Source organism: Psychrobacter fjordensis, from assembly GCF_904845995.1.
GTDB lineage: Bacteria > Pseudomonadota > Gammaproteobacteria > Pseudomonadales > Moraxellaceae > Psychrobacter > Psychrobacter fjordensis.
This window is the reverse complement of sequence record NZ_CAJGYP010000001.1, coordinates 713,793-740,221: the sequence shown is the minus strand read 5'-3', so window position 1 is coordinate 740,221 and position 26,429 is coordinate 713,793. Positions and strand designations below refer to the sequence as shown.

Sequence of the window (26,429 nt, the reverse complement as noted above, 5' to 3'; positions counted from 1 at the left end):
CGCAATAATGCTGGCGTGTTCAGCAGGTTCTAAAAACACGCTCTAATGCATGATAAAAAATATTGAGTACGACTGGTTGTTAAGCCGATTAATGGTCAAATAGATGAGTTGTTAAACAAATGAATCGTTAGACAATCTCGCCACTGACGAAACCGCTTGCCCACGCCCATTGGAAATTATAACCACCTAGCCAGCCTGTGACATCAAGCACCTCACCGATGAAATACAGACCATCTTGCAAATTACTCTGCATAGTCTTTGAGGATACCTCATCTGTTTTGACGCCGCCGCGCGTGACTTCAGCGGTACGGTAGCCCTCGGTACCAGACGGCTTCAGTTGCCAACCATTTAGACTCGCACCGAGCTCTGCCAAACGTTCATCTTTAATATTAGCAAGCTCGGTATCTTTTATATCTTCCCACAGGTGAGTCTGCAGCGCGGTCAGCAGCTTTTTGGGTAAGGCATTATCTGTATAGTCAGCCAACACCGTACGAATCAGCTGCTTGGGGTGTGATTTTTTATGAGCCAATAAGAGCGCTGTCGTATCTGTCTCTGGTAACAGGTTAATGCTGATGGTTTCACCCGTATGCCAATAGTTGGATAGTTGCAGCATAGAAGGACCGGACAGTCCCCGATGGGTGAACAGCAGCGGTAATTTAAAAGAAATACGCTCGTTACTGGCAATGACTGGCAGGCTAATGCCTGACAATGCTCGAATCAGTTCGCCTGTTTTATCAGTGAAGGTAAAAGGCACGAGACTGGCATCAGTCGGTATGAGTGTATGCCCAAACTGCTGTGCCACCTCGTAGCCCAAGCCGCTAGCGCCCATGGTTGGTATAGATAATCCACCAGTGGCAACGACTAATGACTCACAGCGATAGCCTGTTTGTGGCAGCTTAGTTTGATGTGCCGCTTCTTTTCTCTCTTGCTTTTCTTTTTTGCTCAGCTGTTTGGTGGTCAGTAATTGAAAACGAGCATTTTTATCGTTTTCGACAGTTTGAACGCTTTCAATTTGAGCATTCAATTTTACTTGCACGCCTGCTGCTGCACACTCATCAAGAAGCATGCTCAATATGTCTTGTGCAGAATCATCGCAAAACAGCTGACCATGCTCACGCTCATGGTAAGGAATTTTATGCGCTTCAACCATACCGATAAACTCCCAACTGGGATAACGGCTGAGGGCTGATTTGCAGAAATGTTGATTGGCACCAAGGAAATGCTCAGGCTCGACGAAGTAATTGGTAAAGTTACAGCGGCCACCACCTGACATGAGGATTTTTTTGCCCGCTTTATTGGCATGATCCAATACTAGTACGCGGCGACCACGGCGACCCGCAGTGAGCGCACAGTATAACCCTGACGCGCCAGCACCGATAATAATGACATCGTAGTGGGCGTATTGTGATGTATTGCGTTGATTGCTCATTGTGGTCTCATAAAATGATAGAGCCTGTCCACTATAAAATCGCTACAGGTATCAACCTCGCTCACTATCCAACCGTATCGTGGGCACTCAGTTTGTTGTATCGATAATAGGGTGAATTGACTATAGATATAAAATAGTAAAAATAAAGCCGATTGCTTATATTTAATAAAGTCGTGCTTCAAAAGAGTCAGTCGCTCTTAGCGTTCGCTTTAGAGTAGCTATTGTCCATATTTTATTTAAGGTTACAAGGATTAAATAGCTTATTGCTCTGTCCATAAATTTTATCATGTATGACCAATTATACAGCTGTACAGTGATATTGTTATGAATGGCAGTTGATGCCTTGCAACCATCCGGCTTATTTGTCAAACTAACCTTACGTGTCACGCATTATGGAAGATGGCTCTTATTACCTGTACAGACGGTCTTTATTGACGATTGGTACAGGTCATAATAATTAAAAAGGATGACTATTATGACTCAGAAATCATTTCCCCTTGCAGCCGAGTTCATCGCTGCTGCCAATACGACAGCCGAACAATACCGCACCGACTACCAGCAGTCTATCGAATCCCCTGAGTCTCATGATGCCTTTTGGGCGAAGCGTGCCGAGCTGATTGATTGGATGAAAAAACCTACCAAAATCAGCGACGTTAATTATGATTTAAAGGATTTTCGAATCAAGTGGTTCGAAGATGGCGAGCTGAATATTTCTGTCAATTGCCTAGACCGACACCTACAAAATAATCCTTACAAACCAGCGATTATTTGGGAAGGCGATCATCCTTCCTTACATAAAATCATCTCCTTTAAAGAGCTGCACGAATCGGTCTGCCGTTTGGGCAACGCAATGCGCAAGCTTGGGGTCAAAAAAGGCGATCGCGTCACTTTATACATGCCGATGATACCGGAAGCGATGGTAGCGATGCTGGCATGTACGCGTATCGGTGCCGTGCACTCAGTGGTGTTCGGTGGTTTTTCTGCTGAGAGCTTGGGCAACCGTTTGATAGACAGTCGCTCGAAACTGGTTATCACTGCTGATGAAGGTTTACGCGGTAATAAACGTACGCCGCTCAAGGCGAATGTCGATCGCGCACTAGACATGGATGGCACTGACAGCGTGACCAACGTTATCGTCGTCCATCGTACTGGTAACTCCGTCCCGATGAGTGGTCGCCGCGACCTTTGGTATCATAGTTTAGTGGACGGTGAATCGCAGTATTGTGAGCCTGAAGTGATGAATGCCGAAGACCCGCTGTTTTTACTCTATACGTCTGGCTCGACTGGCAAGCCTAAAGGCGTGTTGCATACGACTGGCGGCTATATCACTTATGCGCTCTCTACGTTTCGAGATGTTTTCGATATCAAAGATGACGATGTCTACTGGTGTACAGCCGACGTGGGCTGGATTACGGGTCATACTTACTCAACTTATGCACCGCTCGCCAATGGGACGACGACAGTGATGTTCGAGGGCGTACCAGAATATCCAACATGGGCACGCATCGGTCATATCATTGATAAGCACAATGTGACGGTCTTATATACCGCGCCGACTGCGATTCGAGCGATGATGAAGGAGGGAGATGCCTTTGTCCGTGAGTCTAATCGTTCTAGCCTGCGCTTGCTCGGAACCGTAGGGGAGCCAATCAATCCCGAAGCATGGGATTGGTACTATCATGTCGTCGGTGACAGTCAGTGTCCAATCGTAGATACGTGGTGGCAGACGGAGACTGGCGGTATTCTAATGGCTCCGATACCTGGAGCAGTTGCACTCAAACCGGGTGCGGCGATGAATCCTCTATACGGTATAAAACCAGAAATCGTCGATAGGGATGACACTATATTAGAAGGCTCTGCCGAAGGTAACTTACTGATTAATAGTAGCTGGCCGGGACAAATGCGGACGATTTATAATGACCATGAGCGCTTTTTAGAGACTTATTTTAGCGATTATCCAGGCTATTATTTCACTGGTGATGGGGCACAGCGCGACGAGGACGGACATTACTGGATTACGGGGCGTGTCGATGACGTGCTCAATGTCGCGGGTCATCGTCTGGGTACAGCCGAGATTGAAAGCGCCGTGGTCGCACATCCTGCCACGGCTGAGGCTGCGATTGTCGGCATGCCACATGAGATTCGAGGGACGGGTATTTGCGCCTTTATTATTCTAAAATCAGGTGAGAAAGAGACAGAGTCACTGAAGGCTGAGCTGAATCGACACGTGCGCTCTGAGATTGGCCCCATTGCCAATTTGGATACGATTCATATCGTCAATGTGCTACCAAAGACGCGCTCAGGTAAAATCATGCGCCGTATCTTGCGTAATCTAGCGGCAGGACAGTATGTCGGCTTGGGAGATTTATCTACCCTTGCAGACAGTTCTGTGATTAATCAGTTGGTCGAAGTGGTCAAAGCTGAGCGTGGAGAATAGTCATTCCACTATAAGAGTGTTACTGCGTTAACCTCGCTTGAAGTATTACATATAGCTCTACACTATCCTCGTTAGGCAATTAAAAAGAAGCCATGTTATAGAAATAGCATGGCTTTTTTACGTAGACGATATTGATATGAGTAGGTTTTAAAGGTTCAATGCTATTTAAAAGTTGAATACTATTTAAAATTGAATCGATTAAAACAAACCGTTATTTTTATAAATACTATTTTCTGATCACATACCCTATAAGGCTTATTGTCATTATGACTCATCATCCTTTAAACCGTACTGATACTACTTCACCTAAAATCGCTATCATCGGTGGTGGTCTGACAGGACTATTTACCGCCACATTATTAGAGCGTGCTTTTAGCCAAGGCAATGATAAAACACCAGTCCCTAATATTACGATTTTTGAAAAGTCCCGCAGTATTGGACGTTTAGCCACCCGTTATCGTACCGACAGTCAAACGGGTAAAAACTGGCAATGGGCATTTGGCGCACAGTTTTTTACGGCTAAAACAGCCAGTTTTCGGCAGTTCATTGCGCCTTGGCTAGAGACAGGTTTACTGCAGCCATGGTGTGCACAAGTGGTCAACCTAACGCCCGCAAACAATAGTATTGAGTCATCCGACATCCAAAGCAAAGAGCAATGGAATACCACGCAAGCACGCTATATCAGTACCCCCAAGATGACCAGCTGGGGACGTGAATTGGCGGATGAATTGCAGCACACCACCATGAAATTTAAAACCCGCGTTGCACCGTTAGCTCAGTATGACAGCTCTATAGCAGAAAAGGTCGATAAAAAAACAGAACTATTTGACGATACTGGCGCGAGTCTCGGTTACTTTGATTGGGTGATTTGTACCGCACCAAATGGTCAGGCAGCTGAACTGATCGCAGATAGTGGTTTTGCTAAGCAGTCGAGTATTGCTGAACCACAAATGCAGGCTTGTTATACATTGATGTTAGGGTGGAATGATATTGCCGCATTACCGAAAATGCTAAGCAGTTTGGCAGCACAGCAATGGGATATCGCTTATCTGAGTGATTCTATTCTCGATAGGATATTTATCGAGCATCAAAAGCCTGCTCATGATGATCTGCTACCTAGTATTACCATTCATGCCAACAATCATTGGTCAGAGCAGCATGTCGATGATGATATTGAGACCGTCCAATCACAATTGCTACAAGCTGCACAGCAAGCATTGAGTTGGAATGAGGAAAGCGCACCTAGCCAAATAGACAGTCATCGCTGGCGTTATGCTGCAACGGTGGTTAATAACAAAAGCGACAAAGATGCGTCAGGCATTTTATTCGATGAGAGGCATCAGTGGATTGTCAGTGGTGACTGGTGTGGCCAGGGCAATATCGAAAGCTGCTATCAAATGGCACAACAGACGGTCGAGGCTATCTATAATATTCATAAAGTTGTCTGATGGGAGATGAGTCGTTCATTATCCTGTAAGGTCTGATCAATGATGAAATGTATCTGAAATGTTAACAAACTAATTCAAACCGATTCTACAAAAGTAGAAGAGTAATCAATGATGTGTAAAGTCGAGAGAGATTGATTTACATATAAATAATCAATATTTGTGTATTAAATATCGACTTTAAGTTACAAATAACACTATTAAAATCTCTAATAAACCGATATATTTGCTTTTCGTAATATATTAAATAGTATGAAGCTAGAGGTGGATAAAGTGCTGATAGGAAGTGATTTAACTCGCGTGATGCTCGAAAATGGTTGTCAGGAGATATGGTGTGCGGTAGATGATAATAGCGATGAAGATGCTATGAGAGATCAAATCGAGAATGATTTTACAGCGAGAATCGTATCTTATGATGATGAGAAATTCTACTGTACCGCAGGTATAGCATGGTTATGTGCTGTGCCAATCAAAGTGTTGCCAATGACTTTGAGTGATGTGAAATTCGAAATGTCGTAATTTATACTGTATTAGCTTAACAGGTTTGTAATCTGTATCAAAAACCCACCGCTGAGTGGGTTTTTTAATTTAAAGCAAAAATGCTTTCATAGGGTTTTAACAATTAAAACGCTCAGGTGAGTATAAAAGGGCATTGTAGTAGTATAAATGATGAAATATTTATTGATGAATAAATGTAGACAAAAAAGAGCCCACAAAGGAGGAACTGTGGGCTGAGGAAACTGAGCGTGTAGTAATAACTATGATGACTACAAGGGCAGTGATTAGGCGTTGTTGTTATTATAAGTAACTCTACTATCAGTCTCTAAAATTAGAGTGGTAGTGGTTAATTCAATAGGTAGATGTAGTTACTTACCTATTTAAGTGTACAAGTGTTTTATTGGAATAGTCATCATAGCGTAAACAGCCACGGTTTGGCGGTTTTGGTTACATGATATTACGTTTAAAAGTACATTCGGAGGAGGTATCTGATAGAACATATACACTAGTATGATGTCGAATAAACATGGATGCTTTTGTGATTTTATGCGCACTACTGATAGATAGTGTTAATGCTTCGTAGTTATATAACGATTACGGATGGATTTTAATATAATTGGTAACTTAGTAGCTAAAGAGATGGCATGACGACTTGCCCGAAAAATGCTAAGCTATCCGCCATTATTATGTCTATATGAAACTGGGTTTGCCATGACTGAGAATACGCATTTGCATACGCAGGAGCCATCAAGTACGCAAAATACTAAGAGTATTTTTAACTTGCCCAATAACTTGACTATTGCGCGAATATTAATGATTCCGCTATTTGTCGCCATTGCTTATTGGCCACCTTCTATGGGAATCGGCATGCCAGCCATCTCAGATAATGTGATTGCGCGGGTAGGCATGAGTGAGTTCAGCGATAGCTTGGTACGTCATTTATTATTGACGGGCGTTTTTATTATCGCTGCGATTACCGATTGGCTAGATGGCTACTTTGCGCGTAAGCTCAATGTGATGTCAGCCTTTGGGCGATTTTTGGATCCCGTCGCTGATAAACTGATGGTCGCGGTAGCGCTTATCATCTTAGTACAGTGGCATCCCAATATCATAATGGCGATAGCAGCGATTGTCATTATCTCGCGTGAGATTGCGGTATCCGCATTGCGTGAATGGATGGCAGAGCTAGGCAAGAGTACCAGCGTGGCAGTGTCTTATGTTGGTAAGTTAAAAACGACATTTCAGATGGTAGCTATCACGGTGCTTCTTCTAAACTGGGAGTCGCTTGAAACCATTGGCTATGTGTTGATGGTTGCAGCTGTTGTTCTGACATTATGGTCGATGATGATTTATCTAAGAGCCGCTTGGCCATATCTCAAGCAGAGTGGTTAAGCCGTATTGCTGATTGTAGTGTCATAGAATTTAGAAAAACGCCAGTCGCATTAGCCACTGGCGTTTTTTATTGTCTAGTGTTCCCTTATTAGGTGGTCGATTTATTTTACTCTTTGATTGTATGTATTGTTCATATATACTCAAAATTAGTAAACAAAATACAAGAGAATTGGCCGAATTATGATAAGAGGTCATTCAAATAAGGAAGTAGGTATGGCATTACATAAGAAACAGTCAGTCGCTGCCGTTATGTTAGTTGCATTGCTGGCAGGGTGCTCTTCGGGCTCAAACATGCAGGAGCAATCCACTTCAACCATTGAGCAAGAAAAGTCTATCCAAACAGACTCTAGTGCAGATCTTTCTACTCAGGATGCTGCTGAATCGGAGCGTTTGGGGACAAAATGGGGAGATGATGTTAACTCAGAGGTCACTACTGTTGATTTGCGCCGTACCAATCCTGAGCCTATTGAGCAGATGCAAGTTCGTTATGCAGATAAGTCCTATACTGGTCGCGCTGTAAATAGCATGTCGCTACTGGCGGGCAAGGTTGATTTTTCGATGGGAACAGGTATGGGTGCACTATCACTTTATCGAGACTCGGGCAATTACTATGTCCAAGGTCAAGCAGGTCAGGCCTACCGTCTGGTGTATCATAATAATAGCGCCAATACTTATGAGATCGTCGCTAGTGTTGATGGAATAAACGTCCTCAATGGCAGCGCTGCTAGCCGTTATGATAGTGGATATGTGCTAAATCCCAATGATGATTTAGTGATTGAAGGCTTCCGTAAGAGCCAGAGCTCAGTGGCATCCTTTATTTTTAGCAAGCCGGAGAGCGCCTATGCTGCCAATACCAGCTCGGGCTCTATCAATAATACGGGTGTAATCGGTACGGCAGTTTATGGGCTGTATGATCCAACTAAGCCAAAACCTCAACAGCCGCAAGCTTATCCGGCAGACAATGGTTATGCGAAACCACCACAGTAATATATATCAATAGATAACGCATAAAAAAACGCCAGTCGCAAATGCGGCTGGCGTTTTTATATTCAAATAACGGTTTATTATAGTGTGTTCTTATAGCGTTACAGAGTTATTTTCACCCAAGTTAGTCGCCTTTTTACCGTCCATTACCGCAGCGGTGGTCATCTTAAACATGTTAACCACTGAGCTACCGCTTAGCCAGTATTCTGCACCATGTGGTACGACTTTAATTAATTGTATATTTGGATCTTCTTTACCTTGCTCATAAAACGCATTGTAGATCGGCGACCACAGTTCATCTAGCTTTTCTTGGTCTTCGACCAATTCTGCCTTACCGTTGATAGAGACATAATTCTTAGCATCTTGACTGACGTAGGCCAAGTTTACTTGTGGGTTTTTTTCGATATCTTTGACAGTCTCAGTGGTCTTATCACCGATGAACCAAATTTCTTTTGCGCCAATGCTGGTTTCACTGGTGGTCATTGGGCAAGCATGTAGATGGTCTTCGTGAGTGCGAGTGGTCATCATGGCAAATTTGATGTCTTTTACCAGTTCTTGCACTTTATCGATATGGTCTTGTCTACTCATAGTAAATTTCCTTTTCTTTATAGTATTTGATTAATAGTTATGAAGTTTTTGTTAGGTAGATTTTTATTTATTAATTTTTAGCTTTTTGACAATTCGTATTTAGAATACCGATAACCAGTAGTCTATTTATATAGGTTGCCAGTAATACGATGTTAGAGTTTGTAAGGAGTATAAGGGTTAAGTAAAAATTGTGACGTTATACTCATTTCACTATAAAAGTGTTACTGCGTTAACTTCGCTTGAGATATTTAATGCACATCTACATTCAGTTGCCTTGTATTACTTTTAAGTTGAATCGACTATATGCGCCCAAGCTTTCTGCTCTAAAAAAACGGTATGCAATACGATGTCACAGATAGAAGCCTAAAGAGTAGATCAGGGAGAAGGTCAAAGGGAAGAACAAGGCAATTATTTGCTAACGGTTTGCGAGTTCAATAAATGCGTTTTTCGGCAATTTATCTTGGTTTAGACCTGCTTATTACAGGGCTTCTTGTTATAATACGCAGACCATTTACTTAGCATGGCAGAGATGCCTTGATCTTACGGATTATGCCTTTATGATGACCATCGCCGGACAACCGTTTCTTACCGATTTTCAGACGCAGCAACTCATCAGTCAGTTCCAGCAAAAAACCGAGCTCAATGTCAGTCAAATAAGTACCCAGCAAGTGTATGTGCTATCACGCAAGCTCGAAGGTGATGAACATAAAAAGGCGTTAGACCTACTCGCTGTTGACAGTGCGACAGTGCTGACTGGCACGCAGGACAATCAATTACAAGTCATTGTTGGTCCACGTTTTGGCACGATTTCGCCATGGGCAAGTAAAGCGACTGATATCTTTAATAACTGTGAAATCGAGCTTAACCGTGTTGAGCGTGTGGTTGTTTATACGTTAACCATTGAGGGTGAAGCAGGCGAAAAACTACCAGTAGACGCTGAGCAGTTGTTGTTTGACCGTATGACGCAGAGCTTGGTTTATGATTTGAATGATTTGAACAAATTGTTTGATGATGAGCAGCCCGCATCATTGAATCATATTGACGTCATCGGACAAGGTCAGTCAGCACTAGAGTCTGCCAATACCCAGTTTGGTTTTGCATTATCTAGTGAAGACATTGATTATTTGATGAATGCTTATGTCAATGAGCTAAAGCGTAATCCAACTGACGTTGAGCTGATGATGTTTGCACAGGCAAACTCAGAGCATTGCCGTCATAAGATTTTTAATGCTGAGTGGACAGTAGATGGTGCAGTACAGCCAAAGTCACTGTTCCAAATGATTAAGAATACTTACCAGTCGAATCCACAAGGTATCTTGTCTGCCTATAAAGACAACGCTGCTGTGATGGCAGGGTCTGACGGCATGCGTTTTTACCCAATTCCAACTGATGCGATGGATGCAAATTCTGCCCATCCTTATGACTTCCATCAAGAAGCAATCGACATTCTGATGAAAGTCGAAACCCATAACCATCCAACCGCTATCGCCCCTTATGCAGGTGCTGCGACAGGTGCTGGTGGTGAGATTCGTGATGAAGGCGCAACAGGTCGTGGCGGTAAGCCAAAAGCAGGTCTAACAGGATTTCACGTATCACACCTACATATCCCAGAGCTCGCTGAAAAATGGGAGCAGTCAGGTCAATTGAGTACTCAGGCTTATGGCACGCCAGATCGTATGGCAACCAGTCTTGAGATTATGACTGAAGCACCACTCGGTTCAGCCAACTTTTCAAACGAGTTTGGTCGTCCTAATCTATGCGGTTATTTCCGTAGTTTCCAGTTGGATACCTCAGCGGCAAAAGACGGTAGCGAAATGCGTGGCTATCATAAGCCGATCATGCTGGCAGGTGGTTACGGCAATATCAAACGCAACCTCATTGAAAAAAACGCCATTCAGCAAGGTGATTTATTAATCGTCCTTGGTGGCCCTGCCATGCAGATTGGTCTGGGTGGTGGTGCGGCATCTTCTGTTGATAGTGGGTCACTTGATGAAGGCTTGGATTTTGCCTCAGTTCAGCGTGACAATGCTGAGATGGAACGTCGTTGCCAAGAAGTGATGGATCGCTGCTGGGCACTAGCGGGTAATGATGTCGATGCGAGTAATAATGGCAAAGACGGCAACCCTATCGTGTCATTGCATGATGTGGGCGCGGGCGGTATCTCTAATGCGATGCCTGAATTGGTCAATGACCACGAGATGGGCGCGGTACTAAACCTGCGTAAAATTCCATCGTTAGAAGCTGGCATGTCACCAATGGCCATCTGGTCAAACGAAGCGCAAGAGCGTTATGTCCTCGCGATTCGCCCAGAAAGCGAAGCCCAATTCGATGCGATCTGTGCGCGTGAGCGTTGCCCGTATGCCATCTTGGGAACAGCCACCGATGTGCGTCAGCTAGTCGTTGACGATACGCTATTGGATGAGCAGCCAGTTGATATGCCGATGCAAGTATTGCTAGGTGGCACGCCGAAGATGAAGCGTAGCTTTGAGCGTCATGACACCAGCTTGCCTGCATTAGATTTAAATGAAGTCAATTTAGCTGAGTCTATCAAAGACGTCTTGCGTCACCCAACGGTCGCTAGCAAATCATTCTTGATTAGCATTGGTGATCGTTCTATCACTGGTATGGTCGTGCGTGATCAGTATGTGGGTCGCTATCAAGTACCTGTATCGGATTGTGCTGTTACCGCATCAGGCTTGATTGCGCTCGATGGTCAGGTGATGAGCGGTGAAGCGATGAGTATCGGTGAACGTACACCAGTTGCGCTAATTAGCCCACAAGCATCAGCACGACTGGCAATTGGCGAGGCTATTACCAACATCGCTGGTGCGCGCATTGCTCAGTTGTCTGATATCACGATGTCAGCGAACTGGATGGCCGCCTGTGGTGATGATGCAGAAGATGCAGCATTGTTTGATGCGGTATATACAGTCGGCGAAGAGTTATGCCCAGCACTAGGTATCGCGATTCCAGTTGGTAAAGACTCGCTATCGATGCGTGCCAATTGGACTGACAACGACAATGGCGACAGCAAAGACAAATCAGTTGTATCACCAATGAGCCTTGTGATTACTGCATTTGCCCCTGTGGTTGACGTGGCAAAAACGCTAACCCCTGAGCTAATCAATGGCGATAGCGCGCTCTACCGTATTGACTTGTCTAAAGGCAAGCTACGTCTAGGCGGTTCAATCCTTGCACAAACGCTGAGCCAATTGGGTAACGATTGCCCAGATTTGGCGCAGCCAAGCGATTTGGTCGACTTCTTTAACTTTGTGCAGGCAGGTAACGCACAAGGCGTCATCAGCGCCTATCACGATATCGGTGATGGTGGTCTACTAGCGACTATCGCTGAGATGCAGTTCACTAGCCGTCAAGGTATCAAGCTGTCACTGACTGATGACAACTTACTTGGTCAACTGTTCAGTGAAGAGCTGGGTGCCGTCATCCAAGTATTGCCAGAAAACGTCGCTGCCGTGATGGAACTGGCAGAGCAAAACAATGTCAGTGATATGCTCAGCCTCGTTGGTCAAAGCTCGGAAGAAGACAGCTTACTTATCCAAACACCAACGCTTATGGGTGTTGACACTTTACGCTTTAGCCGTACTGAATTACAGCAAGCGTGGACGCAGGTCAGCTATCAAATCGCACGTCGCCGTGATAATCCAGCGTGCGTACAGCAAGAGTATGACTTGATTGCTGATGCGAGCCACAAAGGCCTAATCGCTGCGCCGAACTTTGATTTGAATCAAAAAGTTGAAGAGCCGTATGTAAACAGTCGTGCTGATTCTGATAACAGCAAACCAAGAGTCGCTATCTTGCGTGAGCAAGGCGTCAACGGTCAAACGGAAATGGCAGCAGGCTTTACGCAAGCAGGATTTGAAGCGGTCGATGTACACATGAGTGATCTACTCAGTGGTCGCATCAATCTACGTGACTTCGACGGTCTAGTCGCTTGTGGTGGCTTTAGTTATGGTGATGTATTGGGCGCTGGCTCTGGCTGGGCGAACTCTATCTTGTTCCATGACGAGTTACGCATGCAGTTTGTCCGCTTCTTTGCCCGTCCTGAGACCTTCTCACTAGGTGTCTGTAACGGTTGTCAGATGATGGCTCAGTTAAAAGACCTCATCCCAGGTGCAGATAACTTCCCACGCTTCATCGCCAACCAATCGGCTCGTTTTGAAGCGCGTACGGTCAACGTAAAAGTCGAGCGTACCAAGTCTATCCTGTTCAAAGGTATGCAAGACAGCATCTTACCAATCGCTGTAGCGCATGGTGAAGGCTATGCCACACTAGACAACAACGAAATCGACGGTATGGCAAAACACGGTCAGCTTGCGATGCGTTATGTCGATAGCCAAGGTCATCCAACTGAGACTTATCCACTCAATCCAAACGGTTCTGTCGGCGGTGTCACGGGTCTGTGTAGCACTGATGGTCGCGTCACTATCATGATGCCACATCCTGAGCGTAACCTAAAAGCCTATAACCACAGCTGGAAACCAGAAGAGTGGGATGAGGACGGCGCGTGGATGCGTATGTTCCGTAACGCTCGTGCTTGGTTGCGTTAATATTTGCCAATACAGTTTGAGTTGTTTTAGTTAATAAAAAAGGTGGGCCTAGGCTCACCTTTTTTGTGTTTAAGATTTGAGTGTTTGGAGATAGGGGCTAGCGTTTATATTGTGTTTTCACGAATATAGATGATGACACCCATGCTAAAATTATGGTTAACAAAGATTAAAATCAGGCAAAATAAGGAAGAATAAAATGACAGGAATTACAGATATCAATGAGCTATTGGGTTCTATGCAGCCAGCACTGGTTGATGAGTTATTTGTGTTTTGTACTGTAAAAGGGGAATTAGCAGAATACGTAAACTTAGCGCCAATCGCGACGTTTGTGGAGACAGAAGGGTTGACTCTGGTGTTAACAAAAGACAAGGCTGACGAGGCAGATTTGCAGTATGAAGGCGTGTTTCGGCAAATCACTCTGACGGTGCATTCAAGCCTAGAAGCGGTAGGTCTAACCGCAGCTGTGTCAACCAAACTGACCTCAAAAGGTATCAGTGCCAATGTGATCGCTGCCTATTATCATGACCATATATTTGTGTCGGATGATAAGGCGGAGCAGGCGCTGTCTGCGTTAAAAGAGCTGAGTGATATATAACATTTTTTATAAGTAAGTGAGCTATTTCCCGCCTTCCGCTTGTATCTGCCAGTCTGGGCGCGGCGCTGACTACGGTTTGGGTCGTCGCTTGCTTCGCGTCGACACCCCAAAACCTAGCCATCGCAACTCGCCCAAACCAGCAGGATACCGCTACAGTCGGGGCTAGCGATGACATTGCATTTTTGCAAGTATTAGTCATGATGAGAGCTGACAAATTAAAAGTCGGTAGGTTAGTTTAATAATAGCGTAACCTACGATTAGTGTGACAAACTAACCCACCTTACAAATAATATGTATATAACTGTGAATTATAGATTAAAAGTTTAATCCCAAGATCTCAAATCTTGAAAAGAGGGCAATATGTTAAAAAAAGTCGATGATTTCTTGAATATATTTCGCCCTTTATCTCATTATGTTGATAAAGAGCTCAAAGAAACTTTATATAAAAATGAGGCGTATTTGGATAACCGCTCAAGTTTTCTTGAAGCAAGTGTAGTTTCTTGGTCAAATTCTTATAAAAAATATCTATTCCTACTAGTAGTGCTATGCTTTGCAGTTGGTGGAAATGCATATTTGTGGATGAGTTATATCCCAGCTTATGCAGAAATTAGTTCAGATTCTAATTGGTTAGCAGTACTGTTAACTGGACAAATTACAATCATAGGTCTGATTTATCCATTAGTAATTTCACTTGTTAGTATCCTATTTCAAGATAAGGCTGGTAAAAAAGTCATTTTTTCATTATATCAAAAGTTCTCTGGCTTTATGTTCGCTGGTTTGAGCGGTTTATTATTAGCTATTGTACTTTCCTTTAGTCTTATTTTTAATGAAGCTTTATCAAACCGTATTAGTCTAGTTTTAAATTCAACTTTAATATTTTGGTTTGTCTTTAACTTATTTTTAACAATATGGTTTTTCGTTAAGACATTGAGTATTTTGGATGAAAATAAGAAAGATGAATTCATCTTTCGATTTGTAACAAATGAAGTATGCAAATCTGATTTAAAACAGAGAATACGGAATGTATATCTTGAAAACTTATTCCAAAAAAGGTTATTAAAGGCTAATAATAGTAATGTATTAGACTTATCAAATAGCTTAATATTAAATAAATATGATAAAGAAATTAATTATATTACTGGTAAAGATAAAGAGTTACATGATATTTCATTATGGAAACTAAATCTAGCTATATGGTTACAAGCTAAAATTTTGAAGCGTCTTGTAAATGAAAATGAACTTGAGCCAAGTAGTTTCAAACTCTATGTCTCTATCCCCGTATTTACAGGTAGATATAAGAAAGTGACCCTCGTGAAGTATTCAGGTTTTGATATAAGTCCTTTGGTATCATTTTTAATAAAAAACTCTGTAAAATACGATAAGAAAAGTAATAAAACAGACATTGGTATATCATCTGCTTTGGAGGCTTTTACTAGTCCTTTGTATACTGCGTTAAGTAATAATGATGAAAATCATTTCATTGAATCATTGGATAGATTAGCAAGATACCATATACAGTTAGCTGAGGTTTTATCCTTTCAACATCCTGATGGGAAGTCCGATAATTGGCTATTGCTAAATCAAGGTGCTTGGGGTTTTTCATACTTTACAGATTTTATGAGAACTTATTACGTCTTACTAAAGCAAACTGTTGATAAAATTCCGAACAGCATACAATACTTTTATCATACACTATGCTTTTATCGAAAAATCTTTTTTCAACAAGAATACATAACCCAATCTGAAGCTGAGACTGTTCTCAGAAATACATTATATATGTGGGTTGCTCTTCTAAAGTGGAAAAACCTATCTGATGAAAACAATATAGCAATTAATGATGGTTTCGATGAGACTGTACTTAAGTTCGTATCAGTTTGGGAGGAATGGAAAAATTTTTATATTAAACATAAATACAAAGACATTACTAAATCGTATCCGATATTATTTGAGCATTTAAAATTTACATCTGAAATGGTGATTGAGTCACTAAGCTTCTATAACGATTATGCACTAGGTTGGTCTACTGATATGTTAATTCATTGGAGGGATAGAACTCTAGATGTACAGACTTATAACGAAGAGTACTTATGGCATTCAGAAGTTATTGATATTGAAATGTTATCCAAAGATAATTTTGACTTGTGGTTTAAGATTAGGAAAGGAAAAGATGAGAATGTAGAGTCAACCATCAACATAGCTATGAAAAATACCTATGTTGATATAAGGTTTTTGACAGTATGTTCTATATTAGCTAACAGCGATAATGTTCCAAGAGTCAAACCTTATATTGATGCATTACTAGAAGAAAAGAGAATCTATCCTACTGGTACTATCGATACTCAAGTTGAAAGTATTAATCAGGCTAGTCAACTGCTAGGTATTTATATTAGATACAAAAAATTTCATCTTGGTGGTATAGATGGTGAATTTAGTTGGCAGAAAAAGCTACTTGAAAATTATAGTCGTAAATTTAGCCAGAAAATGGTTTCTGGAAGAATGTACGCAGGATGGCATAATGTAAGTATAGATAATGAGTTTGTTCAACTAATTGTTTCTTACTCATCAAGCAAATGGAAGCTATCAAAACGCTGGTTAGATATTTTAGAATCAAATATTTATAGCTTCTCAAACAGAGAAGACATGATTCGTAGTTTTAAAGCTTTAATTGAGATTGCTCAAAAAACGTCTGAGTACAAATTATTATCTTCTGAAACAACACCCGAAAAAGTGATGAATTATCGCACAAACTTTGTAGAGTCAATGAAAGAGTTGATTGATGAAATTGAGCAGATTAACAATAGTCATATTATAAATTCTAGTATTGATAAAACGATACTTTCTGAAATGGCTAAGGTGGCATCTAATGACTTCATAGCTGATAAAACGAAGTTTCCCCTTAATATATTTGGCGCAATGAAAAGAGATGGAGTTAGATTAGTCAGTAATAATCAGGTCAGCATAAGAGATTTTGCAAAATCTTACATCATGACTGATGATAGACCTTCAATGCATAACTTAGTTGAAGACTGTGGCAAAGAGTTGGTAAATGATCTAAGAAATGTCATATTAAGAAAAATAGTTGTAGATACTCCAACAAGCTATGAGACATTTGACTCTTTAGAGGATATGTTGTTTTATATTTTAAATGAAATTAAAATGCCTGACGTTGTTCTTCTATGTCACAAAAGTATATCTGATTTAATATTTGACTTATTAAATGAAGATGAACAAAAGCTTGAAAGATTGCAAATTACCCAAAAATATTCAGAAGAATATTTCTGCAAAATTGGTGGTTGTGAGGTTTATAGAAATAGTTTTGATATTTTAGATTCATGTATTCTTACAACGAAAAATAGATTCAAAGCCTTAGTTATCGAAGACTTTGAAGATGGTAATATCGTCAATGTTGTTTTCAATGAGAATGAGCAGAATAAAACAAAAGGTGATTTATCATTTGATTATAAATTAGATATCGAAACTGATAAAATCATACCATTTATTAAACTAAGTTTAGCACCAGAAAATATCGAGAGTGATGAAGAGGTTTTTGAAGAATATACTGATAATATTCTTCAAGAAGAATTGGATGTAAATGCAGTACCATCGAAGATAAATAGGTTTTTAAAGTTTTTCTCAACTTATCGGAGATAGATAGTCTGTAGTGGGTTAGCGAGCTTAGCCCACTATAAGTATATTAATCAGGAAAGTTGAGTCTTTCCTTTAAAGTACATTTTCGTTTTATTCTTCTAAATCATCCTTCAAACCCTGCCGAGCCTCAGCAATCAATTCATGAATCTTGGCACTTTCCTTTAGCACACAAGAATCATAAGCAGAGAGCGGCTTCAATTCCTGCTCTTTTTCCTGATCTTGCTTGGCTTTTTCTGCTAAATACTTTTCAAGTTTATCTGCTTCAGAATCACCCATAGCTTACCCTCCGTATGATTTTTACCATATAAAAAACGGCACTGAAATCAGCGCCGTTTTATCAGTCGTGACAATTTAAACCCTAACCACGACTCCTCAAATACAGACGCACCACGTTATCAATCCCAGCTTAAAATCACCTTACCGCATTGCCCACTTTCCATGATATCAAAGCCTTCTTGAAAGTCATCAATGTGCATGCGATGGGTGATGATAGGCGATAAATCAATACCGCTAATCAGCATTTGCTCCATCTGATACCACGTCTCCCACATCTCACGACCATAAATACCTTTTAGGGTTAACGCCTTAAAAATAATCTTGCTCCAATCCACCGTAGTGGTGTTAGGCAAAATGCCCAAGAGCGCAATTTTAGAGCCGTTATACATGTTAGTAATCATCGAATCAAAAGCCTGAGGCGAGCCTGACATCTCAAGCCCAATATCAAAGCCATGCATTTTTAGCTCAGCAATGGCGCCTTCGATGGTTTCACCTTTGGCGGGGTTTATGGTCATCGTCGCGCCCATTTTTTTGGCAAGCTCTAAGCGATAATCACTGATATCACTGACCACAATATTACGTGCCCCTGCGAAGCGGCAAATCGCTGTTGCCATAGAACCAATCAGTCCCGCACCCGTAATCAGCACATCTTCACCAAGGACAGGAAATGAAAGGGCAGTATGCGTGGCATTGCCAAAGGGATCCATAATGGCTGCCATCTCATCGCTGATACGCTCATCGAGTTTGATGACATTATCGGCAGGTATCACCAAATATTCGGCAAACGCGCCATCGCGGTCGACGCCCACGCCGATAGTGTTTTCGCACACATGTAGCTTGCCACGGCGGCAGTTTCGGCAATGCCCGCAAGCGATATGGCCTTCGCCAGTGACGCGGTCGCCCACTTCAAAATGCTTCACGCCATCGCCCATTTCGCTAATGACACCGACGTATTCATGTCCGATGATCATCGGCGTCTTTATAGTTCTCTCTGACCACTCATCCCACTTATAAATGTGCAAATCTGTACCACAAATGGCGGTTTTTTTAATTTTAATTTTAACGTCATTGATGCCAACCGTAGGTTCTGGCATGTCTTGCATCCAGATACCTTTTTTGGCATGGGCTTTAACCAGTGCTTTCATACTTTTCTCTTATTTAACGGTGTTGTACTTAATGGTTGAATCTAGCGAGTGAATACCGAACAAATACCGAACGACGCTTAATCAATCACTTTCATTTGCTTAGCGACTTTGATAAAGGCGGCGATACACTTGTCTAGCTGCTCGCGAGTATGAGCAGCAGAGAGCTGGACACGAATGCGAGCCTCGTCTTTGGGTACGACAGGGTAGAAGAAGCCAATCACATAAATGCCCTCGCTAAGCAGTTCATCTGCCATTTGCTGGGAGACATTGGCGTCATAGAGCATCACCGCACAAATGGCTGATGCGGTGGGCTTGATATCGAAGCCCGCGTCTTGCATTTGCTTCACAAAATAGGCGGTATTTTCATGCAATTTATCTTGTAGGGTATTGTCTTGCGACAGCATTTCAAACGCTTTTACCCCAGCCGCCGCCACCATGGGAGGAATGGAGTTTGAAAACAGATACGGGCGTGAGCGTTGACGCAGCATCTCAACGATTTCTTTTTTACCCGTGGTAAAGCCGCCAATAGCACCGCCAAATGCCTTGCCCAAGGTGCCAGTGATCAGCTCAATATCGCCACGTAGATCGAACAATTCAGTCACGCCGCCACCAGTGCGACCGACCACGCCTGCTGAATGCGACTCGTCAATCATGACCATGGCATCGTATTTTTGTGCCAACGCATAAATCTCATCCATTGGCGCCACGTTACCGTCCATCGAAAACACACCATCGGTCACAATCAAACGAAAACGCTGTGCTTGCGCCGCTTGCAATTGCGCCTCTAAATCTTGCATATCCGCATTGGCATAACGATAACGAGCTGCTTTACAGAGGCGCACACCATCGATGATTGAGGCATGATTTAACGAATCAGAAATAATGGCATCTTCACTGGTCAGTAGTGGCTCAAAGGCACCGCCATTGGCATCGAAACAGGCCGCATAAAGAATCGTATCTTCGGTATTAAAAAACTTAGAAATCGCTGCCTCTAATTGCTTATGCAAATCTTGCGTACCACAAATAAACCGCACCGATGACATGCCATAACCTGAGTTTTCGATGGCTTTGATCGCCGCTTTTTTAATCTCAGGGTGATCAGACAATCCAAGGTAGTTATTGGCACAGAAGTTAAGCATCTCACGGCCATCGGCGATCTTGATGAGTGCATCTTGCGGAGAAGTGATAACGCGCTCGTTTTTATACAGGCCTGCCGCGCGTATATCACTGATTTCTTGTTGTAGATGTTTCTGAAAGTCTTGATACATAAAGATTCCTTTTTTTAATATTATTAGCGTTTTTATTAATAATGCAGATATTAGGACTGCTGATAGAACCAAACTGTAGTCATTTTAAAATAGAATTGATACGCCAATATTGCCGTGCTACTGGTATAAATTTTACTTGCTTGCTGTGTCTACGCTGACAGAGTCTGCATAAAATATATTCCAGCACCACCGCATCGAGTGTAAAGTGAATGGAATATTTGCTCATTAATATGAACTACCCACAAATTGCTAAATACTGACGTACGACATTATCCATGCCTTGCTCTAGCGACTCAATCGTAAAGGCATGACCAATCGACACTTCAGCGATATCACTAAGCGCGAGCAAGTCAGCCAAATTATCCATATTCAAATCATGACCCGCATTGACTCGGATATCATTTTGATTGGCTAGATTAATACAGTCGCTAAAGCGTTGCTTGACCTCATCGAAATCAATATTGTCATCGCTCTTACCATTACTGTAAGCGCGTGCCCATTCTTCGGTATACATCTCGATCGTCTGTACATCGCTCTCGATGACCGCTTTGATTTGTTCGATATCAGGGTCGATGAACACCGCACAGCGTGTACCGAACGCTTGCAGTTCTTTGCTCAATGTTGATAAAAACTCATGATGTTTGATGATATCAAAGCCATGATCAGAGGTCAGCTGATCGTCACTGTCTGGTACGAGCGTGCATTGATGCGGCTTTACTTCACGGATAATCTTTAAGAACTGCTCATTCGGATTGCCTTCGATATTGAACTCAATCTCTGGATAGTCCTTTAAGAACGCACTGATATCATAGACGTCTTGATATCTGATATGACGCTCATCTGGTCTCGGGTGTACGGTAAAGCCTTTGACGCCTAGGTCAATCAGCTTTTTCACGAAGTACAACAGGTTAGGGTAGTCAGTACCGCGAGAGTTACGGATTAAAGCCAATTTATTCAAATTTACGCTAAATAATGTGCTCATAAAATTCCTTGTACAGCTCGTTTATTATTGATGATATGAAAGGGTTAATAAAAATCGTTGGTATCAGCATACTTCTTATTCAATGCCTTTAAAATAGCATAAGTCTCTAAATTTACTTCGCCTGTTGGATTAAGTGGTCTGAAGTGTAGCTGAAACGCATAGACGACATCACGACTGGGTTTGTCCCATTTGTCGCTACTGTTAATCTGATAGCCATAGTCACGAAACTGCTGCTTGATCTCAGGTATCGTTGCCGCTGCAAATGTGTCTATATCCATAAAAGCAAGCTTATCAGCGTCATCATACCAAGCGCCGATGCCATATTGCTTATACAGTTGCTGCCAAGGGAACTTGGCACCGGGGTCTATCTTTCGCGAGGGTGCCATATCAGAATGACCGATGATATTATTCGGTGAAATGCCATATCTTGCGGTGATATCTTGTACTAGCTCTGCGACCTTTTTAATCTGCAACTCGTCAAAAGCCACATAATGCTCATAAGGATGATACGCCAGCTTGCCGTCTTTTAGCGCATTTTGATACTCAGGCGCAATCCCTATATTGACGATTTCTATGCCGATAGAGGTGTCGTTTAATATCGTCCGTCCTGCAAAGCCGCCATCACCTGCATGCCAAGCGCGCTCGTTTTCTGGTACTAAATTATAAATTTTATCATCGTCATTATCTAACACCAGATAGTGGGCGCTGACCTTGCCCGTGGTCAGTGTGTTGATAGATCGGTCATTATCTGAGACCGTATAGTGCAGCACGATGGTTTTGATGCGTTCGCTCTTGCCAGTGGCTTGATATGTCGTGCTATCTACGATGTAGCTTTTGGTGGTCGCTACTGGAGAGGTCGTGGTTACGCAGCCTGATAAAAATATCATGCCAAGAACAGTAGTAAGAAAGACGGTATTTTTTATCATATTATGTTTTGCTTAGAATAAATGATTTCATACATTTTAGTATTAGCCATTATGATAGCGAGAGTGTGACATTAAATCATAGTAGAGTTTTGAATCGATAATATCTGCTATAAAAAATCCGCTAGGACTATAATCCGAGCGGAAACCATAATAAATCATTTTAAGTAGTTTGAGGGATGTGCTAAATGAAAAAAGTAATCAATGCACGTCGGAATATCTTCTTCTGAGAGTACCATCTGCACCTTGCGATCCATCTCTGCTATACCAAGCAAAGTTTGCCGTATTAGCACCAGTCTTAGTAATGACCGTATCACCATTATCGACACATGGGCCATAGGTTATCTTTTCCCTGAACTCCATCTTATTGGCAGTGGCATTCAACAGCGTCAATACTCCGCCACATTGCAATGATGGATAGTCAATTTTATATTGACCGCCGACTATTGCAAGCTTGATAGTCCAACTTTCCTCAATGTCGTATTGGTAACCTTGACCTTCCCATATACCTTGAAAGCTATTGGTAGCTGATGAGACCTGTAGATTTGAGTTCGCCTTAACCTTGGCAGTGTCAGACATCGTGATTTGGCTACAAGCGCTTAATGCCAAGATGGGGATGGTCAGTAATAGTTTTCTATTAAACACTGATGGCTCCATAATAATGTTGACGTTATATATAAATAATAATGAAACCACTAGCAGTTGTATATCGATAATATTTTGTCATTTATAAGAAGCTCTTATCGTTTGGATGTTTTACTAATGACGTATCAACAATGTCAGTTAACTCTCGCAAATCGATTAGCTCATACCTGATCGCAAATCTGTTTTCTTTTGCAGATAAAATGACGCTATGTTCTTGTAAAAAAGAAAAGGGAATACTAATACCTTTGATGATGATTCTAATCTCTGTTTTGAGTACGATTATGCAGAGGTAGTGTTATGCCAAACGCTAAGAATATATTTTTTACCATGAAATGCTCTGTTTGTGAGCGCTAAGATATTAATTGAACATGCACTAATCTATGAATATATAGGTCTACTTAAAAAACTCATGAACTCTAATGATAGCTATGTTCTGGTCTGGGTCTTCTGCTAAAGAAACGTCTAAACCGTTTGCGACTTCGAGACCATATTTATTGTCACTATTGATTAATAGAAACTCTTCACCTGTAGCTGTTCTTTCTAATGAACCAAATTCAGAGACGTTTATTAGCCTGTCACCAAGACCATATTTTCCATATATCTTGCCTTGGTATTGACTTGGCTTTCTTGTGATATAAACCATGATAGAGTTCAATATCATTTGTTCATTGAAAGATAATCTCATCAACAAATCCGTATCAATAGCATCGACTTTGTCACTACTATAAATGTCGAAGCTGTCACTATTATCTCTGATGTGAAAATTATTCTTATCTGATTTTTTTAAAAGCGCTTTTATATCTTGATGGCTGTATTTTGAAATTTCCAAACCAGCAATGCTTTTGCCTGGGATGATATCTGCGTACCAGTCTATTTCATTTTTATCCATCTTCTTACTCACTCAAACTATTGAATCACTTTAAAGAAGCTTCTTAGCCAACACTTTCTTCCAACTCTCTTCCAAACACTCAATCGCGAGCCACGGCTCAATTACTTCAGCATCGTATTTCTCTTTAGAATTGGCCAATTGCCATAATTTTTCAAGCGTGGCAAACGGATGGGGGCGTTCTATCAAGTAAACTGGCAAATCCGCATTAATTAGACCATCTGTCACGACTTGGAAGTACCAGCCAGAAATGCCTTGTTTGCTGACCCATGCCGCGATATTTGGTACTTTGGTAAATTGTCCGATTTGGTCATTGATTTTGTAGCAGGGGCGTCGCGGTTGAACGATGCGTAGCTGAACGCAATCGCCATCATTACTATTGTCTTGACCGTTCTCAAAATGTCCACCATATTGAAAAACATCACCAATGCAAACCGTAGACTCAGTCATTTCCGGTAGACCGTTGACGGCTTCGGTCGTGAGGTTTTCACCCAATGTACCGACGCGTACCTTTAGACTAAACGCTGCATTGATTTTTTCATAAGTCGCAGGTGCCAGTTGATGCACGGCTTTTAGCGGGCCACCATGATGTTTGCGATCAGCTTGCTCATCAGTGGTCAATCCCATGAAATTGACTGCAACAGGCGCTTTGATTGGCGCTTTATCAATGGCGCTCATCTCTTCGCGGGCAAATGGCATAGCTTTACCAGCGCGGACGCAGGTTAAGTTGGCGATATGTAGTGGCAAGTTTTGGTTAAAGTCTGGCTTGCTTTGTGCCGTTGCTGGTAACGTAGATATCATCGGTTCTGTGCTCATAAGCCGCTCTGATGGTTGGTTGTTTTTTTGAGGCAATAATGCTGACTGGTTGCTGATATCTTAGCCTAATCTTGAACCATTTTCAGAATATTTATCAGTGCGTGTACTAGACACAGAACCGCTTATTTTTACATAAAAAAAGACCAGAATAATCATCTGGTCTTTTTGGTGGTACTTTTTTCAATTTTGAACGAGTATCGTAATCAACAATCTTATTTGTTTTTGTTACGACGACCGGCAGTTTTCTTTTCACGTGGTACGGCGACCAGCTCAGCCAACTGCTCAGGTGATGACCATAGGCCTTCTAAGTCATAGAACTCACGAGCTTGTGGCGTCATCATATGGACGACAACAGCGCCCAAGTCGATTAACGTCCAATCAGAGTCGATACCGCCTTCACGGCCAAGTGGCATAAAGCCAGCTTGCTTGGCTTCAGCGCCGACACTGTCAGCCATCGCGCGTACGTGGCGCTTAGACGTACCATCAGCGATGATGATGCGTTCTGTTACGTCAGTCAAATCTTCTACATTCATCACGGTGATGTTTTTTGCTTTCATGTCGTCTAGAGCAGTTTCAACAACGGCTAAGCATTCTTTTAAGCGTTCTTCGGTCATGGTGTTGGTCATAAATTTTGATCTCTTGAATCGTAAATATTAAAAATAAAAAGGTAAATCGTCAATTTGCATGCGTTGGCATTGTCGAATGAACTAGATGTCGCCCGTCACATATACAGACAGGATAGGCAAAGTGACAAAGATAAGGCGATTTTAACGGAATTGAGCAGCAGAATATAGCTGATGGGCGATAATATATTGATAAACAGCAGGATTTAGCCATTTAGCTAATGGATTAAGTTCAGTATTGCACATGATATCATTTATTGGTTGCAAAGATGCGATTTGCGTTTCGGCAGTGTGCTTTATATTTAATGCGTGAGGGATTTGCTGAAGTTTTTGACGTACTTGCGTGCTGGATACGGCTGTTACAGGGCGCGGGTCTATATAAATGTGACCTTGATAGTTATTTTTTAGAGCGCTGTTATTTATCCGTGCTTGAGCGTCGGGCATTATCAATTCAGTCGGTGAGTCGATTACCAAACATTGTAGCTTCGCGGGTAGTTGTGACTGTAATTCAGCCACATCCTGCGCTATGTGATTTTCGTCTACTAAATTTTTCGTATTTTCGGCAAAACTGTTATTTTTAACATCAACATCAGACAGGCTGTCACGATTAAAAATCCATAGATTGACGTAGTCCGTCAGCCCAAGCCCTTCTTTCCATTTGCTCAAACTCAGCGCACTGTCTATGCCAATGATGAATATTAAACGGTCATGCGGATAGCGCTGTCGTAACGTACGCACGCTATCGATCGTATAGACAGGAGGTGCTTGCCAAAGCTCAAGCTCATCTATCTGTATTGGGGTATTAATTGTCGCCAGTTTTAACATAGCCAAACGATGCTTGGGATCGGTACTTTCTTGTTTAAAAGGCGAGCGAGCATTGGGCAATAGTGACACCTGCAGCTCGCGCTGTTGCTGCTTCGCTAGCGGTAACAAATGCTGATAAACGTACATCGCTATTTGCAAATGCCCTTTATGCACAGGATCAAATGAGCCACCAAGATAAGCGCGGATGGCAGGCTGAGAGTATGAGATGTGTTGTTTATCGGTCATATTAAGCATAAATTGTCGGTCATATTAGGTATAAATAACGAGATCAAATGGCTGAAAAAAACTTTACCGTGGGTTTAAAAGAGAAAGTAGCGCTATTGTAGTGGGCGAGCAGGTATATGTCACTACAAGCGGTCAAAGACCAGAAAACTATAAGTTCTAAAAATTCATAAAATAGGCTCAATAAAAAGCCGACTATCACGAGGATAGTCGGCTTCATAAAATATGTCTTAC

The 26,429-nt window shown here is 42.0% G+C and carries 20 protein-coding genes; 8 read left to right on the top strand and 12 right to left on the bottom strand.

Features of this window, described 5'->3' with window-relative positions:
- Positions 1-127 precede the first annotated feature (127 nt).
- Entirely contained in the window at positions 128-1,429 is a 1,302-nt protein-coding gene (locus JMW61_RS03065) for a BaiN/RdsA family NAD(P)/FAD-dependent oxidoreductase (RefSeq protein WP_201549440.1), read from the bottom strand.
- Positions 1,430-1,904: 475 nt separating this feature from the next.
- On the opposite strand from JMW61_RS03065, the gene acs reads away from it, so the two are divergent.
- The 5 genes from acs to JMW61_RS03040 all read left to right on the top strand — a co-directional run bounded on the left by acs (position 1,905) and on the right by JMW61_RS03040 (position 8,188).
- Entirely contained in the window at positions 1,905-3,866 is a 1,962-nt protein-coding gene (gene acs / locus JMW61_RS03060) for an acetate--CoA ligase (protein WP_201549438.1), read from the top strand.
- A gap of 266 nt (positions 3,867-4,132) precedes the next feature.
- Positions 4,133-5,314 carry an NAD(P)/FAD-dependent oxidoreductase gene (locus tag JMW61_RS03055; protein ID WP_201549435.1) on the top strand — a complete coding sequence of 394 codons (1,182 nt, stop codon included), beginning with the start codon at positions 4,133-4,135 and terminating at the stop codon, positions 5,312-5,314.
- Positions 5,315-5,584: 270 nt separating this feature from the next.
- A complete protein-coding gene (locus JMW61_RS03050) occupies positions 5,585-5,830 on the top strand; it encodes a hypothetical protein (RefSeq protein ID WP_227687345.1) in 246 nt (81 codons plus the stop codon).
- 690 nt (positions 5,831-6,520) lie between these two features.
- On the top strand, positions 6,521-7,201 hold the full coding sequence (pgsA, locus tag JMW61_RS03045) for a CDP-diacylglycerol--glycerol-3-phosphate 3-phosphatidyltransferase (RefSeq protein WP_110922213.1): 681 nt from the start codon (positions 6,521-6,523) through the stop codon (positions 7,199-7,201).
- A gap of 213 nt (positions 7,202-7,414) precedes the next feature.
- Positions 7,415-8,188: a hypothetical protein gene (locus JMW61_RS03040; RefSeq protein WP_201549433.1), complete on the top strand. Its 774-nt coding sequence runs from the start codon at positions 7,415-7,417 to the stop codon at positions 8,186-8,188.
- 90 nt (positions 8,189-8,278) lie between these two features.
- On the opposite strand, the gene JMW61_RS03035 is transcribed toward JMW61_RS03040, so the two are convergent.
- Positions 8,279-8,773 (bottom strand): pyridoxamine 5'-phosphate oxidase family protein, encoded by a 495-nt coding sequence (locus tag JMW61_RS03035; protein WP_201549431.1) that lies wholly within the window; start codon positions 8,771-8,773, stop codon positions 8,279-8,281.
- A gap of 557 nt (positions 8,774-9,330) precedes the next feature.
- Between JMW61_RS03035 and purL the strand changes: the two genes are divergently transcribed.
- The 3 genes from purL to JMW61_RS03020 all read left to right on the top strand — a co-directional run bounded on the left by purL (position 9,331) and on the right by JMW61_RS03020 (position 17,587).
- A complete protein-coding gene (gene purL / locus JMW61_RS03030; RefSeq protein WP_201549429.1) occupies positions 9,331-13,341 on the top strand; it encodes a phosphoribosylformylglycinamidine synthase in 4,011 nt (1,336 codons plus the stop codon).
- Positions 13,342-13,537: 196 nt separating this feature from the next.
- A complete protein-coding gene (locus JMW61_RS03025) occupies positions 13,538-13,936 on the top strand; it encodes an ACT domain-containing protein (RefSeq protein WP_201549427.1) in 399 nt (132 codons plus the stop codon).
- A 360-nt stretch (positions 13,937-14,296) separates the two neighbouring features.
- Entirely contained in the window at positions 14,297-17,587 is a 3,291-nt protein-coding gene (locus JMW61_RS03020; RefSeq protein ID WP_201549425.1) for an MFS transporter, read from the top strand.
- An 87-nt stretch (positions 17,588-17,674) separates the two neighbouring features.
- Here JMW61_RS03020 and JMW61_RS03015 read toward each other — a convergent pair whose 3' ends face one another.
- The 10 genes from JMW61_RS03015 to JMW61_RS02970 form a co-directional block, all read right to left on the bottom strand.
- Positions 17,675-17,860, bottom strand: a complete 186-nt coding sequence (locus JMW61_RS03015) for a hypothetical protein (protein ID WP_201549423.1) — start codon at positions 17,858-17,860, stop codon at positions 17,675-17,677.
- Between the two features lie 119 nt (positions 17,861-17,979).
- Complete coding sequence (tdh, locus tag JMW61_RS03010) at positions 17,980-19,005, bottom strand: L-threonine 3-dehydrogenase (RefSeq protein WP_201549421.1); 1,026 nt, start codon at positions 19,003-19,005, stop codon at positions 17,980-17,982.
- Between the two features lie 77 nt (positions 19,006-19,082).
- Positions 19,083-20,273: a glycine C-acetyltransferase gene (kbl, locus tag JMW61_RS03005; protein WP_201549419.1), complete on the bottom strand. Its 1,191-nt coding sequence runs from the start codon at positions 20,271-20,273 to the stop codon at positions 19,083-19,085.
- 235 nt (positions 20,274-20,508) lie between these two features.
- Positions 20,509-21,255 carry a pyridoxine 5'-phosphate synthase gene (locus JMW61_RS03000; protein WP_201549417.1) on the bottom strand — a complete coding sequence of 249 codons (747 nt, stop codon included), beginning with the start codon at positions 21,253-21,255 and terminating at the stop codon, positions 20,509-20,511.
- Positions 21,256-21,299: 44 nt separating this feature from the next.
- Positions 21,300-22,181, bottom strand: a complete 882-nt coding sequence (locus tag JMW61_RS02995) for an N-acetylmuramoyl-L-alanine amidase (RefSeq protein WP_201549415.1) — start codon at positions 22,179-22,181, stop codon at positions 21,300-21,302.
- A gap of 198 nt (positions 22,182-22,379) precedes the next feature.
- The gene (locus JMW61_RS02990) at positions 22,380-22,823 is read right to left on the bottom strand and encodes a hypothetical protein (protein ID WP_201549413.1); all 444 of its coding nucleotides are present in this window, start codon (positions 22,821-22,823) and stop codon (positions 22,380-22,382) included.
- A 394-nt stretch (positions 22,824-23,217) separates the two neighbouring features.
- On the bottom strand, positions 23,218-23,712 hold the full coding sequence (locus JMW61_RS02985) for a hypothetical protein (RefSeq protein WP_201549411.1): 495 nt from the start codon (positions 23,710-23,712) through the stop codon (positions 23,218-23,220).
- Between the two features lie 30 nt (positions 23,713-23,742).
- Positions 23,743-24,510: an MOSC domain-containing protein gene (locus JMW61_RS02980; protein ID WP_201550340.1), complete on the bottom strand. Its 768-nt coding sequence runs from the start codon at positions 24,508-24,510 to the stop codon at positions 23,743-23,745.
- Positions 24,511-24,737: 227 nt separating this feature from the next.
- Positions 24,738-25,151 (bottom strand): ribosome silencing factor, encoded by a 414-nt coding sequence (rsfS, locus tag JMW61_RS02975; protein WP_110921901.1) that lies wholly within the window; start codon positions 25,149-25,151, stop codon positions 24,738-24,740.
- Positions 25,152-25,292: 141 nt separating this feature from the next.
- On the bottom strand, positions 25,293-26,198 hold the full coding sequence (locus JMW61_RS02970; RefSeq protein ID WP_227687344.1) for a nicotinate-nicotinamide nucleotide adenylyltransferase: 906 nt from the start codon (positions 26,196-26,198) through the stop codon (positions 25,293-25,295).
- Between the last annotated feature and the right edge of the window lie 231 nt (positions 26,199-26,429).

Bases quoted from the DNA above. Each gene is read 5' to 3' on its own strand.
- JMW61_RS03065 (WP_201549440.1), bottom strand. From the start codon at position 1,429: ATGAGCAATCAACGCAATACATCACAATACGCCCACTACGATGTCATT.
- acs (WP_201549438.1), top strand. From the start codon at position 1,905: ATGACTCAGAAATCATTTCCCCTTGCAGCCGAGTTCATCGCTGCTGCC.
- JMW61_RS03055 (WP_201549435.1), top strand. From the start codon at position 4,133: ATGACTCATCATCCTTTAAACCGTACTGATACTACTTCACCTAAAATC.
- pgsA (WP_110922213.1), top strand. From the start codon at position 6,521: ATGACTGAGAATACGCATTTGCATACGCAGGAGCCATCAAGTACGCAA.
- JMW61_RS03040 (WP_201549433.1), top strand. From the start codon at position 7,415: ATGGCATTACATAAGAAACAGTCAGTCGCTGCCGTTATGTTAGTTGCA.
- JMW61_RS03035 (WP_201549431.1), bottom strand. From the start codon at position 8,773: ATGAGTAGACAAGACCATATCGATAAAGTGCAAGAACTGGTAAAAGAC.
- purL (WP_201549429.1), top strand. From the start codon at position 9,331: ATGATGACCATCGCCGGACAACCGTTTCTTACCGATTTTCAGACGCAG.
- JMW61_RS03025 (WP_201549427.1), top strand. From the start codon at position 13,538: ATGACAGGAATTACAGATATCAATGAGCTATTGGGTTCTATGCAGCCA.
- JMW61_RS03020 (WP_201549425.1), top strand. From the start codon at position 14,297: ATGTTAAAAAAAGTCGATGATTTCTTGAATATATTTCGCCCTTTATCT.
- JMW61_RS03015 (WP_201549423.1), bottom strand. From the start codon at position 17,860: ATGGGTGATTCTGAAGCAGATAAACTTGAAAAGTATTTAGCAGAAAAA.
- tdh (WP_201549421.1), bottom strand. From the start codon at position 19,005: ATGAAAGCACTGGTTAAAGCCCATGCCAAAAAAGGTATCTGGATGCAA.
- kbl (WP_201549419.1), bottom strand. From the start codon at position 20,273: ATGTATCAAGACTTTCAGAAACATCTACAACAAGAAATCAGTGATATA.
- JMW61_RS03000 (WP_201549417.1), bottom strand. From the start codon at position 21,255: ATGAGCACATTATTTAGCGTAAATTTGAATAAATTGGCTTTAATCCGT.
- JMW61_RS02995 (WP_201549415.1), bottom strand. From the start codon at position 22,181: ATGATAAAAAATACCGTCTTTCTTACTACTGTTCTTGGCATGATATTT.
- JMW61_RS02985 (WP_201549411.1), bottom strand. From the start codon at position 23,712: ATGGATAAAAATGAAATAGACTGGTACGCAGATATCATCCCAGGCAAA.
- JMW61_RS02980 (WP_201550340.1), bottom strand. From the start codon at position 24,510: ATGATATCTACGTTACCAGCAACGGCACAAAGCAAGCCAGACTTTAAC.
- rsfS (WP_110921901.1), bottom strand. From the start codon at position 25,151: ATGACCAACACCATGACCGAAGAACGCTTAAAAGAATGCTTAGCCGTT.
- JMW61_RS02970 (WP_227687344.1), bottom strand. From the start codon at position 26,198: ATGACCGATAAACAACACATCTCATACTCTCAGCCTGCCATCCGCGCT.